Source organism: Pseudomonas sp. FP2309 (genome assembly GCF_030687575.1).
Taxonomy (GTDB): domain Bacteria; phylum Pseudomonadota; class Gammaproteobacteria; order Pseudomonadales; family Pseudomonadaceae; genus Aquipseudomonas.
Genome location: NZ_CP117439.1, coordinates 5,185,519 through 5,201,003 on the forward strand (window position 1 = coordinate 5,185,519; position 15,485 = coordinate 5,201,003).

General features: G+C 61.6%; 11 protein-coding genes. 10 read left to right on the plus strand and 1 reads right to left on the minus strand.

What is annotated here, in order from left to right; translation table 11 throughout:
• Positions 1 to 411: 411 nt before the first annotated feature.
• From PSH59_RS23950 to choV, 3 genes are all read left to right on the plus strand, one after another.
• Entirely contained in the window at positions 412 to 1,359 is a 948-nt protein-coding gene (locus PSH59_RS23950) for a choline ABC transporter substrate-binding protein (protein WP_248080419.1), read from the plus strand.
• 68 nt (positions 1,360 to 1,427) lie between these two features.
• The gene (choW, locus tag PSH59_RS23955) at positions 1,428 to 2,273 is read left to right on the plus strand and encodes a choline ABC transporter permease subunit (RefSeq protein ID WP_248080420.1); all 846 of its coding nucleotides are present in this window, start codon (positions 1,428 to 1,430) and stop codon (positions 2,271 to 2,273) included.
• Positions 2,270 to 3,448, plus strand: a complete 1,179-nt coding sequence (gene choV / locus PSH59_RS23960) for a choline ABC transporter ATP-binding protein (protein ID WP_248080421.1) — start codon at positions 2,270 to 2,272, stop codon at positions 3,446 to 3,448. Before choW ends, choV begins: the two co-directional genes overlap by 4 nt.
• A gap of 106 nt (positions 3,449 to 3,554) precedes the next feature.
• On the opposite strand, the gene PSH59_RS23965 is transcribed toward choV, so the two are convergent.
• Positions 3,555 to 5,489, minus strand: a complete 1,935-nt coding sequence (locus PSH59_RS23965) for a BCCT family transporter (protein WP_305395328.1) — start codon at positions 5,487 to 5,489, stop codon at positions 3,555 to 3,557.
• A gap of 378 nt (positions 5,490 to 5,867) precedes the next feature.
• On the opposite strand from PSH59_RS23965, the gene betI reads away from it, so the two are divergent.
• From betI to mdtD, 7 genes are all read left to right on the plus strand, one after another.
• Positions 5,868 to 6,461: a transcriptional regulator BetI gene (betI, locus tag PSH59_RS23970; protein WP_248080422.1), complete on the plus strand. Its 594-nt coding sequence runs from the start codon at positions 5,868 to 5,870 to the stop codon at positions 6,459 to 6,461.
• 110 nt (positions 6,462 to 6,571) lie between these two features.
• Positions 6,572 to 8,044: a betaine-aldehyde dehydrogenase gene (gene betB / locus PSH59_RS23975; protein ID WP_305393810.1), complete on the plus strand. Its 1,473-nt coding sequence runs from the start codon at positions 6,572 to 6,574 to the stop codon at positions 8,042 to 8,044.
• Positions 8,045 to 8,173: 129 nt separating this feature from the next.
• Positions 8,174 to 9,877, plus strand: coding sequence for a choline dehydrogenase (betA, locus tag PSH59_RS23980; protein ID WP_305393811.1), 1,704 nt, complete (start codon positions 8,174 to 8,176; stop codon positions 9,875 to 9,877).
• Between the two features lie 207 nt (positions 9,878 to 10,084).
• Positions 10,085 to 11,527 (plus strand): TldD/PmbA family protein, encoded by a 1,443-nt coding sequence (locus PSH59_RS23985; RefSeq protein WP_305393812.1) that lies wholly within the window; start codon positions 10,085 to 10,087, stop codon positions 11,525 to 11,527.
• Positions 11,527 to 12,843, plus strand: a complete 1,317-nt coding sequence (locus PSH59_RS23990) for a TldD/PmbA family protein (protein ID WP_305393813.1) — start codon at positions 11,527 to 11,529, stop codon at positions 12,841 to 12,843. The genes PSH59_RS23985 and PSH59_RS23990 overlap by 1 nt, the downstream gene beginning before the upstream one ends.
• A 206-nt stretch (positions 12,844 to 13,049) precedes the next feature.
• Entirely contained in the window at positions 13,050 to 13,940 is an 891-nt protein-coding gene (locus PSH59_RS23995; protein ID WP_305393814.1) for an alpha/beta fold hydrolase, read from the plus strand.
• Between the two features lie 34 nt (positions 13,941 to 13,974).
• A complete protein-coding gene (gene mdtD, locus PSH59_RS24000) occupies positions 13,975 to 15,399 on the plus strand; it encodes a multidrug transporter subunit MdtD (RefSeq protein ID WP_248080435.1) in 1,425 nt (474 codons plus the stop codon).
• Positions 15,400 to 15,485: the final 86 nt, after the last annotated feature.

Here is a 15,485-nt window from a genome sequence, read left to right on the forward strand (position 1 = left end):
TGGAACTCCTCGATAAGCACGGGCCGGGCTTGAACGAGCTGCTACGCTCAGATCGCCCAGATGGCGGCATCATCCAGTTTTTGTTGCCCGTCACGGCGTCTCACACCGACGCACCCATGCTCACCAGCGTCGCTTGCGTGCGAACGCCTGTTTTGGCCGTTTTTTGCGGTGCAGAAGGGCAAAACCTGTGGTTTTACCCTGGTAAAAACCTGTAAGCGACGTCACCGACACTGGATACGACCCTCCCTGTACTGGATACGACGCACCCTGTAGGCGTCAGATTTTCACTGGTACATGATCAGTCTCGACTCGTTTGCAAGGCACCGTGGCAGAGCTGTCGTCGCACGCTCCAACCGCAACACTTATAAAGCGCGGCGAATGCCGCCAGAAAAAACACAGGAGTCTACCCAGATGAAAGGTTCACCCTCGTTGTTGTTGGCCGCCATGCTGAGTTTGCCAGTCATGGCACACGCCGCAGAACCGGAACAGTGCAAGACCGTCAACTTCTCCGATGTCGGCTGGACCGATATCACCGTCACCACCGCGACCACCAGCGAAATCCTCAAGGGCCTGGGCTACAAGCCGCGCACCACGATGATTTCGGTACCAGTGACCTACAAGTCCCTGGCCGACGGCAAGAACATGGACATCTTCCTCGGCAACTGGATGCCGACCATGGAAAACGACATCAAGCCGTACCGTGATGCCGGCACCGTGGAAACCGTGCGCGCTAACCTCGAGAACGCCAAGTACACCCTGGCAGTCCCTGAAGCGCTGTACAACAAAGGCCTGAAAGACTTCGCCGATATCGCCAAATTCAAGGATGAGCTGGGCGGCAAGATCTACGGCATCGAGCCGGGTAACGACGGCAACCGCACCATCCAGACACTGATCGACAAAGACGCCTTCGGCCTCAAAACCGCCGGTTTCAAGGTGGTCGAGTCCAGCGAAGCCGGCATGCTCTCCCAGGTTGAACGCGCCACCAAGCGCGACCAGGCCATCGTGTTCCTCGGCTGGGAACCGCACCCGATGAACACCCGCTTCAAGATGAAGTACCTGACCGGTGGTGACGACTCGTTCGGCCCCAACTACGGCCAGGCCACCATCTACACCAACGTGCGCAAGGGCTACACCCAGGAATGCAGCAACGTTGGCCAACTGCTGAAGAACCTGGTCTTCACCTTGAACATGGAAAGCACCCTGATGGGTAACGTCCTGGACGACAAGATGAAGCCCGACGCCGCCGCCAAGGCCTGGCTGAAAAAGAACCCGCAAGTGCTCGACACCTGGCTCGCCGGTGTCACCACCGTGGACGGCCAACCCGGCCTTGCCGCCGTCAAAGCGTACCTCGACAAGTAACTCCGCTGACCCCGGGCTGGTGCGCTGGCCCGGGACGTTTCCCTCTTCGCATGTGGACATTCACTACCATGCTGACTGAACAGAAAATCCCACTAGGCCAGTACATCGCTGCCTTCGTTGAATGGTTGACCCAACACGGCGCCAACTATTTCGACGCAATCGCATCGACACTGGAAACGATGATCCACGGCGTGACGTTTGCGCTGACCTGGTTCAATCCGCTGGCATTGATCGGTCTGATTGCGCTGCTGGCTCACTTTATTCAACGTAAATGGGGACTGACTGTTTTTGTCATTGCCTCCTTCCTGCTGATCCTCAACCTGGGGTACTGGCAGGAAACCATGGAGACCCTGGCGCAGGTGCTGTTCGCCACCCTGGTCTGCGTGGTCATCGGCGTGCCGCTGGGCATTGTTGCCGCGCACAAGCCGATGTTCTTCACCATGATGCGGCCGGTGCTCGATCTGATGCAGACCGTACCGACCTTCGTCTACCTCATCCCGACCCTGACCCTCTTCGGGCTGGGTGTAGTGCCTGGGCTGATTTCCACGGTGGTGTTCGCGATTGCCGCGCCTATCCGCCTGACCTACCTGGGTATCCGCGATGTACCGCAAGAGTTGATGGACGCCGGCAAGGCCTTTGGCTGCTCGCGCCGTCAGTTGCTCTCGCGCATTGAGTTGCCCCACGCCATGCCGAGCATCGCCGCCGGCATTACCCAATGCATCATGCTGTCGTTGTCGATGGTGGTGATCGCCGCGCTGGTGGGCGCCGATGGCCTCGGCAAGCCGGTGGTCAACGCGCTGAACACCGCCGACATCGCCCTGGGCTTTGAAGCGGGCCTGGCGATCGTGTTGCTGGCCATCATGCTCGACCGCATCTGCAAACAACCCGACGCTAAAGTAGGGGGTGATGCATGAGCATTATCCGATTCGACAAGGTCGACGTGATCTTCTCAAAAGACCCACGCGAAGCGCTCAAGCTGCTGGACCAGGGCATGAGCCGTAACGAGATTCTGAAAAAGACCGGGCAGATCGTCGGCGTTGAAAACGCCAGCCTGGACATCGAGAAAGGCGAGATCTGCGTGCTGATGGGCCTCTCGGGCTCCGGCAAGTCAAGCTTGCTGCGCTGCATCAACGGCCTCAACACCGTGAGCCGCGGCCAACTGTTTGTGGAGCATGAAGGTCGCCAGATCGACATCGCCTCCTGCACACCCGCCGAGCTGAAAATGATGCGCACCAAGCGCATCGCCATGGTGTTCCAGAAGTTCGCCCTGATGCCTTGGCTGACGGTGCGCGAGAACATCAGCTTCGGCCTGGAAATGCAGGGCCGCCCCGAGAAAGAACGACGCAAGCTGGTGGACGAGAAACTTGAGCTGGTGGGCCTGACCCAGTGGCGTAACAAGAAGCCCGATGAACTGTCCGGCGGCATGCAGCAGCGCGTGGGCCTGGCCCGTGCGTTGGCGATGGACGCCGACATCCTGCTGATGGACGAACCCTTCTCGGCCCTCGACCCGCTGATTCGCCAGGGTTTGCAGGACGAGTTGCTGGAGCTGCAACGCAAGCTGAGCAAGACCATCGTGTTCGTGAGCCACGACCTCGACGAGGCGCTCAAGCTGGGCAGCCGTATTGCGATCATGAAAGACGGCAAGATCATCCAGTACAGCGTGCCGGAAGAGATCGTGCTGAACCCGGCGGACGACTATGTGCGCACCTTCGTCGCCCACACCAACCCGCTGAACGTGTTGTGCGGCCGCAGCCTGATGCGCACGCTGGACAACTGCACGCGGGTCAACGGTTCGGTGTGCCTGGATCCGGGCGGCGACTCGTGGCTGGACCTGGCCGAAGGCAACACTATCCAGGGCGCGCGGCAGAATGGCGTGGTGATGAACCTGCAGAACTGGGCGCCAGGGCAAGCAATGGAAGGTTTGGGTCGCGTGCCGACGCTGGTGGATTCGAATATCGGCATGCGCGATGCATTGCAGATTCGTTACCAGACGGGGAACAAGTTGGTGTTGCACGACAACAACAAAGTGGTCGGCATTCTAGGGGACACTGAGCTCTACCATGCCCTGCTGGGCAAGAACCTGGGTTAAGCCGCACCGCGAAGCAAACCTGTGTGCGGGCTGGCCCGTACACAGGTTTTGATCTGTATGCAGATTAACCAAACGGCGCGGGTGAAGGCGCCGCTCGTTGCAACCATCAGCTATAGACACGGCCAAGGAGCTGCCGATGGCTTTCAAACTGATCGAGCACGTCCCGGGTAATCTGCGCCTGGGCGAAGCCCATCAGGTCGTACTCTTGAGGCCCGTTGTGCAGGTACACCTCGGCACGGTAATAGCGGGTGCGCTCTTCTTCAGGCATGTCGTTCGGCGCTGCCGAGTAAGCATCCAGGCTCACTTCGTAGACAAACGGGTTGCCCTCCTCCATTTCGATACGCACGCCAATGCAGCGCTTGGATTTGCCCAACAGCGTCTGCACGTCCAGGCCCTGATCACGCAACGCCGTCGCGGCCTCTTCCAGCGCCGGCGTTACGTGCTTGTCCATAAAACGCTGCACGGTGGCCTGGCTCGGTTGCAGGTCCAGGGCCGTCAAGCGCTCGCTGAAACCACGACGCCCGCGTTCAGCCAACTGCGCCTGCTCCTGTTCGATGGCCACGTCCTGGCGCATCGCCTTGTGCAGACCGAACATAAACACAATCAGCACCACCGAGAACGGCAGACCCGCGAGCACCACCATGGTTTGCATGGCTTCAAAGTTGCCGGCAAACAGCAGGCCGATGGTCACCAGCGTGATCACCGCCGACCAGAAGATCCGCAACCAGTGCGGCGCATCTTCGTCCACGTTGCCGCCTTTGCACGAAAGGTTGGCCATCATCACCGCGCCGGAATCCGCCGGGGTCAGAAACAGCACGAAACCGACGAAGATCGACACACCAATGACGATTTTCGACGCCGGGTAGTGCTCCAGCAATTGGTAGATCGCCATGGACGGCTGCTCCAACGCCGTCTTGCCCAACTCCACGGCACCGTGGTTGAGCACCAGGTCCAGCGCCGAGTTTCCGAAGATCGACAGCCAGGCCAGGGTGAAGCCCAGCGGGATCAGCAAGACGCCGGCCACCAGTTCACGCACCGTGCGCCCACGGGAAATACGTGCGATGAACATGCCCACAAATGGCGCCCAGGAAATCCACCAGGCCCAGTAGAACAAGGTCCACAGGCCCATCCAGCGTTCGGTTTTGTCGCCATCGCCCTCGTACACATAGAGGTCGAAGGTTTTCAGCACGATGCCGTTGAGGTAATCACCGGTGTTCTGCACCAGGCCATTGAGCAGGTGCAGGGTCGGGCCGAACAGCAGCACAAAGATCAGCAAGCCGCTGAACAGCACGATGTTGAGGTTGGACAAGCGGCGAATACCGTTCTCCACACCCGACACGGCTGCGATGGTCGCCACGGTGCTCATCACGATGATCACGATCAGCAGGTTGGTATTGCTGTGCGCCATGCCGAACAGGTTTTCCAAACCGGACGACACCTGCATCGCGCCGATCCCCAGGTTGGTCACCAGGCCCAACAGCGTGACGAACATGCCGAAACCGTCCACCGCGTGGCCGGCCGCGCCCTTGACCCAACGCTCGCCCACCAGCGGGTACAGCGCCGAACGCAAGGCCAGCGGCTGGTTATGGCGATACGCAAAGTAGGCCACGGCCAGGCCGACCAATGCGTAGATCGCCCAGCCATGCAGGCCCCAGTGCAGGAACGTCAGTTGCAACGCCTGGCGCGCTGCGCCATTGCTGGCCGCTGCGCCTTCGGGCGGGTTGAAATAGTGATCCAGCGGCTCCGACGCACCGAAGTACAACAACGAGATGCCGATGCCCGACGAGAACAGCATGCCGGCCCAGGCGCCGTAGCTGAAATCCGGGGTGTCGTCCTTGGAACCCAGCTTGAGCTTGCCGTAGGACGAAAACGCCAGGCCGACCACGAACACCAGGTAGGCGGCGATGACCACCATGTAGTACCAGCCGAAGCTTTTCGACAGCCAGGCCTGGGCGACGCCGAGCAGGCGCCCGGCCTCCTGCGGGGCAATGATCAGAATGGCCGTCAGCAACAGAATCAGCGCGGTGGAGGTGTAGAACACCCAACCGTTGACCCGTACCTTTTCCGGTGGGGTCTTTATAAGAGAGGCAGAACTCATGGCGCAGATGCTCCGGGCAGTGCGAGAGAGAAACACAAGGCAACGGTTATCCCAGACCATCGATTTTTCGGCAGTCGACGGACGGGTGTTATAAAGACACCCCGAAAATCACTGACCCCCACCGAAGCGGTACATGGGGCGTTTCAGCGGTTTTCCAGGTGTCAGATGTCGCCGTCTGCAGGTAGGAAAAACCTGACAGCAGCGACGATTTGTCGCAGAGCTTATTCTTTGTTGATTGAACGTTCAATCAAAACAAAATAGACTGGCCTCCAAGTCGACGGGCGTTCATCGCCCCTCGGCAGGCCTAAGGAGAGGTGCTACATGCCCAAGGTCGGTATGCAACCCATACGCCGCCAGCAGTTGATCGACGCCACGATGACGGCCATCGATCAGGTCGGGATGGGAGATGCCAGCATTGCGCTGATCGCCCGTTTGGCCGGCGTCTCGAACGGCATCATCAGTCACTACTTTCGGGACAAGAACGGCCTGATCGCAGCGACGATGCAGTACTTGATGAGCGTGCTGATGGAGAACGTCAACGATCGTCGAAAAGCGTTGAACGATGACAGCCCACGCGCTCACCTTCAGGTGATCGTCGCCGGCAACTTCGACGCCAGCCAGGTCAATGGCCCGGCAATGAAAACCTGGCTGGCCTTTTGGGCCACCAGCATGCACCACCCGTCTTTGCACAGGTTGCAGCGGATCAACGATCAACGCCTGTATTCCAACCTGTGTTTTCAGTTCCGCCGGGTGCTGCCGCCGCCTGAAGCACGCAGCGCAGCCCGAGGCCTGGCGGCCCTGATCGACGGCTTGTGGTTGCGCGGCGCCCTGTCGGGAGACGCTTTCGACACCGAACAGGCGCAGCGCATCGCTTACGAATACATGGATTTCCAATTGGCCAAGCAGGTGAGTTAGAGCCCTTATAAACGCTCAACCCCTGAACGTCTGCCGCTCAGTGTTGCCACACCCTCATGGCCCACTTTGCGGCGGGTAACGCCAACCACTTATGCACTTGCGAGGACTTTATGGCCCGTTTCGACCTGCAAAAACTCTACATTGACGGCGGCTACAGCGACGCTGGCAGCGATGCCACCTTCGAAGCCATCAACCCGGCTAACGGTGAAGTTCTCGCCCAAGTGCAACGCGCAACGAAAGAAGACGTTGAACGTGCCGTGGTCAGCGCTGAAAAAGGCCAGAAAATCTGGGCTGCCATGACCGCCATGGAGCGTTCGCGCATCCTGCGTCGTGCCGTCGACATCCTGCGCGAACGCAATGATGAACTGGCTGCCCTGGAAACCCTGGACACCGGTAAAGCCTTCTCCGAAACCAAGTACGTCGACATCGTCACCGGCGCCGACGTGCTGGAATACTACGCAGGCCTGGTGCCAGCCATCGAAGGCGAACAGATTCCGCTGCGCGACACTTCGTTTGTCTACACCCGCCGCGAGCCGCTGGGCGTGGTGGCCGGTATCGGCGCGTGGAACTACCCGATCCAGATCGCCCTGTGGAAATCCGCGCCGGCCCTGGCCGCGGGCAACGCGATGATCTTCAAGCCCAGCGAAGTCACCTCGCTGACCACCCTGAAACTGGCCGAGATCTACACCGAAGCCGGCGTTCCCGCAGGCGTGTTCAACGTATTGACCGGCAGCGGCCGTGAAGTCGGCACCTGGCTGACCGAGCACCCGCGCATCGAGAAAGTCTCGTTCACCGGCGGCACCGACACCGGCAAGAAAGTCATGGCCAGCGCGTCGAGCTCCTCGCTCAAAGACGTGACCATGGAGCTGGGTGGCAAGTCGCCGCTGATCATTTTCGACGACGCCGACCTCGACCGCGCCGCCGATACCGCGATGATGGCCAACTTCTACAGCTCCGGCCAGGTCTGCACCAACGGCACCCGCGTGTTTGTGCCCAAGCACCTGCAAGCCGCGTTCGAAGCCAAGATCGTCGAGCGTGTCGCACGCATCCGCATCGGTAACCCGGAAGACGAAAACACCAACTTCGGCCCGCTGGTCAGCTTCGCCCACATGGAAAGCGTGCTGGGCTACATCGCCAAAGGCAAAGAGCAAGGTGCGCGCCTGCTCTGCGGCGGCGACCGCCTGACTGAAGGCGACTTCGCCAAAGGCGCCTTCGTGGCACCGACTGTGTTCACCGATTGCACCGACGACATGGTGATCGTGCGTGAGGAAATCTTCGGCCCGGTGATGAGCATCCTCACCTACGAGACCGAAGAAGAAGTGATCCGCCGCGCCAACGACACCGACTTCGGCCTGGCCGCCGGCCTGGTCACCAAAGACCTGAACCGCGCGCACCGCGTGATTCATCAACTGGAAGCCGGTATCTGCTGGATCAACGCCTGGGGCGAGTCCGACGCCAAAATGCCGGTCGGTGGCTACAAGCAGTCGGGTGTTGGCCGTGAGAACGGGATCAGCTCGCTGAATAACTTCACGCGTATCAAGTCCGTGCAAGTCGAGCTGGGCGATTACGCATCCGTCTTCTGATGAGCCTTTAGCGGCAAGCGTCAAGCTGCACGTAAAAGCAGTTGGCGTTTGCCGCCTCTCTCATCCACACCGCTCGCTGCTTTTTCTTGCAGCTTGAAGCTTGGAGCTTGCAGCTCCCCCGGAGTACAGATGACTCAAGAATACGACTACATCATTGTTGGCGCAGGTTCTGCGGGCAACACCTTAGCGACCCGTCTGACCGAAGACGAAGGCGTCACCGTTTTGCTGCTGGAAGCCGGCGGCCCCGACTACCGTCTCGACTTCCGTACCCAGATGCCCGCTGCGCTGGCGTTCCCGCTGCAAGGCCGTCGCTACAACTGGGCCTACGAGACCGATCCAGAGCCGCACATGAACGGCCGCCGCATGGAGTGCGGGCGCGGCAAGGGCCTGGGCGGTTCCTCGCTGATCAACGGCATGTGCTACATCCGTGGCAACGCCATGGACTACGACAACTGGGCCAAGCTGCCAGGTCTGGAAGACTGGGCCTACCTCGACTGCCTGCCGTACTTCCGTAAAGCCGAAACCCGCGACATCGGCCCTAACGATTGGCACGGCGGCGATGGCCCGGTCAGCGTGACCACGCCTAAAGCGGGCAACAACCCGCTGTTCCACGCCATGGTCGAAGCCGGCGTGCAGGCCGGTTATCCGCGTACCGAAGACTTGAACGGTTACCAGCAAGAAGGCTTCGGCCCGATGGACCGTACCGTCACGCCGAACGGCCGTCGCGCCAGCACCGCTCGCGGTTACCTGGACACCGCCAAAAAGCGCTCCACGCTGACCATCGTCACCCACGCCCTCACCGACAAAGTGTTGTTCGAAGGCAAGCGTGCCGTCGGTGTGCGTTACCTGATCGGCGCGGCCGAAGAGCGCGTTGAAGCCCGTGCCCGCAAAGAAGTGCTGGTGTGCAGCGGCGCAATCGCTTCGCCGCAATTGCTGCAACGCTCCGGCGTAGGCCCGGCCAAACTGCTCGAAAGCCTCGACATCCCGGTGGTCCACGACCTGCCTGGCGTCGGCGAAAACCTGCAGGATCACCTTGAGTTGTACCTGCAATACGCATGCACCCAGCCGGTGTCGCTGTACCCTTCGCTGCTCTGGTACAACCAGCCGGCCATCGGTGCCGAATGGCTGTTCAACGGCACCGGCATCGGCGCCAGCAACCAGTTCGAAGCGGGCGGTTTTATCCGCACCCGCGAAGAATTCGAGTGGCCGAACATCCAGTACCACTTCCTGCCGGTTGCGATTAACTACAACGGCAGCAACGGTGTGAAAGAACATGGCTTCCAGGCGCACATGGGTTCCATGCGCTCGCCAAGCCGTGGCCGCGTGCAGTTGAAGTCGAAGAACCCACGGGACTACCCGAGCATCCTCTTCAACTACATGGCCAGCGAACAGGACTGGCAGGAGTTTCGTGACGGCATCCGCCTGACCCGCGAAATCATGCAGCAGCCGGCGCTCGATCAATACCGTGGCCGAGAAATCAGCCCAGGTATCGAAGTGCAGACCGATGAGCAACTCGACACGTTCATCCGGGAACACGCCGAGACCGCGTTCCACCCGTCCTGCTCGTGCAAGATGGGCACCGACGAGATGGCAGTAGTCGACGGCGAAGGTCGCGTGCATGGCATGCAAGGCCTGCGCGTGGTCGATGCCTCGATCATGCCGATCATCACCACCGGCAATCTGAACGCGCCAACGATCATGATCGCCGAGAAAATCGCCGACAAGATCCGTGGCCGCAAGCCGCTGCCGCGCAGCACCGCCGACTACTACGTCGCCGGCGATGCACCGGTGCGTGGCAAGCCGATGCGTGAAGTGGGGCCAATGGCGCAATAACGCTAAACCATGTGGTGAGCGGGCTTGCCCCGCGTTGAAGTGCGTAGCGCTCCCAAGATTTTTGGGGCCGCTGCGCAGCCCAACGCGGGGCAAGCCCGCTCGCCACAAGGGGCACTTGCCACAAAGAATCACCTCTCCTTGATCGCTCCCCAGCCCAGGCCTACTCTGTTTGCCTGCCCGCGCTGAGCCGCCCACAAGGAAGGCCCCATGTTCGACCACCACGCCACACTCAAACAGCACTTCAGTGCCCTGCGCACTCGCGCCGATTTCTTTTCCCTGCGCTACGTACGCGAATCCGGCCAGTACCTGTCGGTACGCAAGAACGTCGCAGAACCACCGCACCTGAGTCACGATGAGGGCGCCATGCTCACCGTGCGCCTCAACGGCGTGGAAGCCTACGCTGCAACCCACGATATTTCCCTGTCCGGCCTGCAAGCCGCCCTTGAGCGTGCTGAACAGCAAGCCCGGCGGATTTTGCCCCACGCCCTGCTCGACCTGCGCGAGCAACCCGTGTCCAGCGACGTCGCCGACTACCTGTCGCCCGACCTCGACCAGCCCTTCCCATCCTTGAGCGACTGCTACCAACTGCTGGGCGACGAGTGCGCGGCCGTGCCCAAGGATGAGCGCCTGGTCAGTTGGGACGTGAGCCTGGGCCTGACCCACGTCGAGCAGATCTACCTCAACAGCGCCGGCGCCGAACTGCGCCAGGCCCAGCGCTTCGTGTTCCCCGGCGTCAACGTCACTGCTTTTGACGGCAACGACAGCCAGACCCGCACCCTCGGCGGCACGAACTTCGGCCAGCAAGGCGGTTTTAATGTGATCAGCCGCTTCGGCCTGATCGGTGCCGCGCCACGGGTGGCCGACGAAGCCCTGCAACTGCTGCTGGCGCCGAACACGCCCCAAGGCCCGCGCGACCTGCTGCTGATGCCCGACCAGATGATCCTGCAGATCCACGAGTCCATTGGCCACCCGCTGGAGCTGGACCGCATCCTCGGTGACGAGCGCAACTACGCCGGCACCAGTTTTGTGAAGGCCAGCGACTTCGGCCATCTGCAATACGGCTCCGAGCTGCTCAACGTGACCTTCGACCCGGACATCCCCGAGCAACTCGCCAGCTACAGCCATGACGACGACGGCACCCCTGCCAGCAAACAGTTCCTGATTCGCGAAGGGCTGCTGCTCAAGCCGCTGGGCGGGGCGCTGTCGCAATTTCGCGCAGGCATGAGCGGCGTGGCCAACAGCCGCGCCAGCAGTTGGAACCGTCCACCGATCGACCGCATGGCCAACCTGAATATCGAAGCGGGTGACAAAAGCTTCGCGCAACTGGTGGGCGGCATCGAACACGGCATCCTGATGTCGACCAACCGTTCGTGGTCCATTGATGACGCGCGCAACAAATTCCAGTTCGGCTGCGAATGGGGCCAGTTGATCGAAAACGGTGAACTCAAAGGCGTGGTGAAGAACCCCAACTATCGGGCGATTTCCGCCCAGTTCTGGCGCAACCTCAGCGCCGTGGGCGACGCCAGCACCTTCCAGGTGTTGGGCACGCCGAACTGCGGCAAGGGCGAACCCAACCAGGTCATCCGCGTGGGCCACGCCTCGCCGGCCTGTGTGTTCAGCAACGTCGACGTATTCGGGGGAGATGCCTGATGAACACATTCAAGGCACTGGTGGACTGGCTCAAGCACGCCATCACCGACAACGAGCAGTTTCATCTGGGCTACGCGGCCGAAGCGTCCGAGTTCGTGCGGTTCAACCATGCCAAGGTGCGCCAGGCCGGACAGGTGCAACAGGCCAGCCTCACCCTCAAGCTGATCAACGACGGGCGCCACGCCGACCTCGGCATCACCCTGGCCGGCGAACCCGAGCTGGACCGCCAGCGCCTCGCCGCAGGTTTGCAGCAACTGCGCGAGACCTTGCCCTTGCTGCCCCAAGACCCCTACCTGTTGCTCAACCCCACCGCCTGGCAGAGCAACAACGAACAGGCCCGGCCGTTGCCCGACATCACCACAGTGCTGGATGCCATCAGCGAAGCGGCAGACGGTGTCGATCTGGTCGGCATCTACGCGGCCGGCCCGATCAGCCGTGGGTTCGCCAGTTCATCAGGCGCATTCGGCTGGCACCAGGCCAATAGCTTCAACTTCGACTTCAGCCTGTTCCACGCCAATGGCGAAGCCGTTAAAGCCAGCTACGCCGGGCACACCTGGGACAGCGCCGAGTTCGCCGCGCGCCTGCAGCAGGCGCGCGAGCAACTGACGTTTCTCGACCGCCCGCTGCACCCCTTGCCGCCCGGACAATACCGCGCCTACCTGGCACCGGCCGCGCTGGAAGAAATCATCAGCATCATCACCTGGGGCGGGTTCTCCGCCCAGGCCATCGCCAGCAAAGGCAGTTCGCTGCAACGCCTGTACGCCGCAGAGCAACAGCTGAGCCCGCTGGTGACGGTGACCGAGCAGATCAGCGGGTCGTTGAGCCAGGCGTTCTCCACGGAGGGCTACCCACGCAGTGATGTCACGCTGATCAACGCCGGCAAGGCCGACGGCCAACTGGTGAACTCACGCAGCGCCGCCGAATACGGCCTCAGTGCCAACGGCGCCAGCGGCGACGAATCCCCCAGCGCCCTGCAGATGGCGGCGGGCAACCTGGCCCAGGCCGATATCCTCAAGCAACTGGGCACCGGGCTGTACATCAGCAACCTGTGGTACCTGAACTACTCCGACCTGCCGGCCGCACGCCTGACCGGCATGACGCGCTTTGCCACGTTCTGGGTCGAAGACGGCGAGATCAAGGCGCCGGTCAGCACCATGCGTTTTGATGACAGCGTGTACAGCTTGCTCGGTTCGCAATTGGAGGCCCTGACCGCTGAGCGAGAGCTGTTGCTGTCGGCCAGCACCTACGGGCAACGCAACACCGCGTCCAACTTATTGCCGGGGGCCTTGGTCAAGCGCCTTACATTGACCCTCTGACCCTGTTTCGCCTGTAGGCGCTCCACCGCCTACAGGCGATTCCCATCGCCCCCGACGAACCTTCGCTGACTCCACCCGTTGGTCATTGGGCCTGTTGTCCCGCTCCAGATTCCCCTTTATAAAGGCTAGCGGCGTAACGCCATTCAACCCGCGTGCCCGCACGTGATGCACGACCTTGCCTGGATTAGGCAAGCTGGAGCGTTGACATGAACCATGGAAGTTTTGTCATAGAAAAGCTGTTCAAGCACTACAACGTTCACGTGGAGAGACTGGGCCACGACCCGCAAAAGAAGACGGTGCTGATGGTCAATGGCGCACTGTCCACCACGCGTTCCTTCGCCCGCACCAGCAAATGCCTGGCCGAGCATTTCAATGTGCTGCTGTTCGATTTGCCCTTCTCCGGCTATTCCCGCGAATACAACATCGACCTGGAGCTGGTGACCAAGGACGACGAAGTGCAGATGCTGCGCGCGCTGGTGGAGCGCTTTGAGGTCAACCACTTGGTATCGGCCTCCTGGGGCGGCATCTCGACACTGCTGACCCTGGCGCACAACCCGCCGTCGATCGAGAGCTCGGTGGTGATGGCGCTGGCGCCGAACCTCAATCAGGCGATGCTCGACTACGTGGAGCGCGTGCGTGTGCTGATCGAGGCCGACGACAAATCCGCTGTCGGCCATCTGCTCAACGAGACGGTCGGCAAATACCTGTCGCCACGGCTCAAGCGCAATAACCACCGCCACCTGTCCAACATGGCCACCACCGAATATCGCCAGGCCCGCTTCCACATCCACCAGGTGCTGGCGATGGGGGATGGCAACTACCTGCCGGCGCTGCGCCAGATCGAAACGCCAGTGCACTTCCTCAACGGCAGCCTGGATGAATACACCCCAGCCGCCGAGGCCCTGTTGTTCAAAAGCTACGTGGGGCGCAGCAGCTTCGCCGTGGCCGAACACACTGGCCATCTGCTTGATCTGGAGTCCCGCGAAGCGGCCTTGGCGGTGCACCGCGCGCTATTGAATTTCCTGGTGGGCGAGCACGCGGCGCTGTCGGAATTAGACGAACCGCCAGTGGGAAAAGGCGGGACGAATGGCGCATAATCGCCAACACATAGCTTGCTAACAAAGGGATCCCATGCCGAACGCCCCGCTCGATGCCAAGACCGCCCGCTGGCTGCCCTGGGTGGTGGCGATTGCCTTCTTCATGCAGTCGCTGGATGGGACGATCCTGAATACGGCACTGCCGGCGATGGCCCAGGACCTCGCGGAAAACCCGCTGCGCATGCAAGGGGTGATCATCGCCTACATGCTCACCGTCGCCTTGCTGATACCGGCATCAGGCTGGATCGCCGACCGCTTCGGCACCAAAAAAATCTTCTTTAGCGCGATCATGCTGTTCAGCATCGGCTCCTTGCTGTGCGCCCTGTCCAGCAGCTTGACCATGCTGGTGGGCGCAAGGGTGGTCCAGGGCCTGGGCGGCGCGTTGATGCTGCCGGTCGGGCGACTTGTGGTGCTGCGCGCCTACCCCCGCTCCGAACTGGTACGGATCATGGGCTTCATCACCATCCCCGGCCTGCTCGGTCCGTTGCTCGGCCCGACCACGGGTGGCTGGATGGTGCAATACCTGACCTGGCACTGGATCTTCCTGATCAACCTGCCAGTGGGCATGATCGGTTGCTACGCCGTGTGGAAATTCATCCCCGACCTTCGCGGCAGCGAACGCACGCGCTTCGATGGCGCGGGCTTCCTACTGTTTGGCGCGGCGATGGTGCTGATCACCATCGCCATGGAGGGTCTGGGCGAACTGCACCTGCCGCACTTGCGGGTGATGTTGCTGCTGTTCGGTGGGCTGGCGTGCCTGGCCGCGTACTGGCTGCGCGCCGGGCATATCGACAACCCGCTGTTCTCGCCGGCGCTGTTCAAGACGCGCACGTTTGCCGTGGGCATTCTGGGCAACCTGTTCGCCCGCCTGGGCAGCGGCGCGCTGCCGTTCCTGGTGCCGCTGCTGCTGCAGGTGGCGTTGGGTTATTCGCCCTCGGAGGCCGGCATGAGCATGCTGCCCCTGGCGGCGGCGGCGATGCTCGCCAAGTCCGTGGCGCGGCCGCTGATCGAGCGCCTGGGTTACCGTGTGGTGCTCACCGGCAACACCTTGGCGCTGGGGATCATGCTGGCGAGCATGGGGCTGGTCAGCGAGCACACGCCCTACCCGTTGCTGTTAGCGATGCTGGCGGTGCTGGGGGCGATCAACTCCCTGCAATTTACCGCGATGAATACCGTGACCCTGATCGACCTCGACGACGCCCAGGCCAGCAGCGGCAACAGTTTGCTGTCGGTGGTGGCGCAACTGTCCCTGAGCCTGGGCGTGGCCTGTGCCGGCGCGCTGCTCGGCGGCTTTACGGCGGAGTCCGGCAATGACGGCGTGAGCACCGTGCTCGGCGCCTTCCAACTGACCTTCCTCACGGTGGGCATCATGGCGATGCTGGCGGCGGCGATCTTCCTGCAACTGTCGCCAAAAGACGGCAAACGCGCGGCCAGCCCGGAGCAGCATATTGAGCATTGAAGCAGCTGCACGCTTCAACTTGTAAGCTTCAAGCCTGGGGCTTGCCGCTGATAACTTGCCGCTGGCCCCCTACTCCTCGTCGAGAA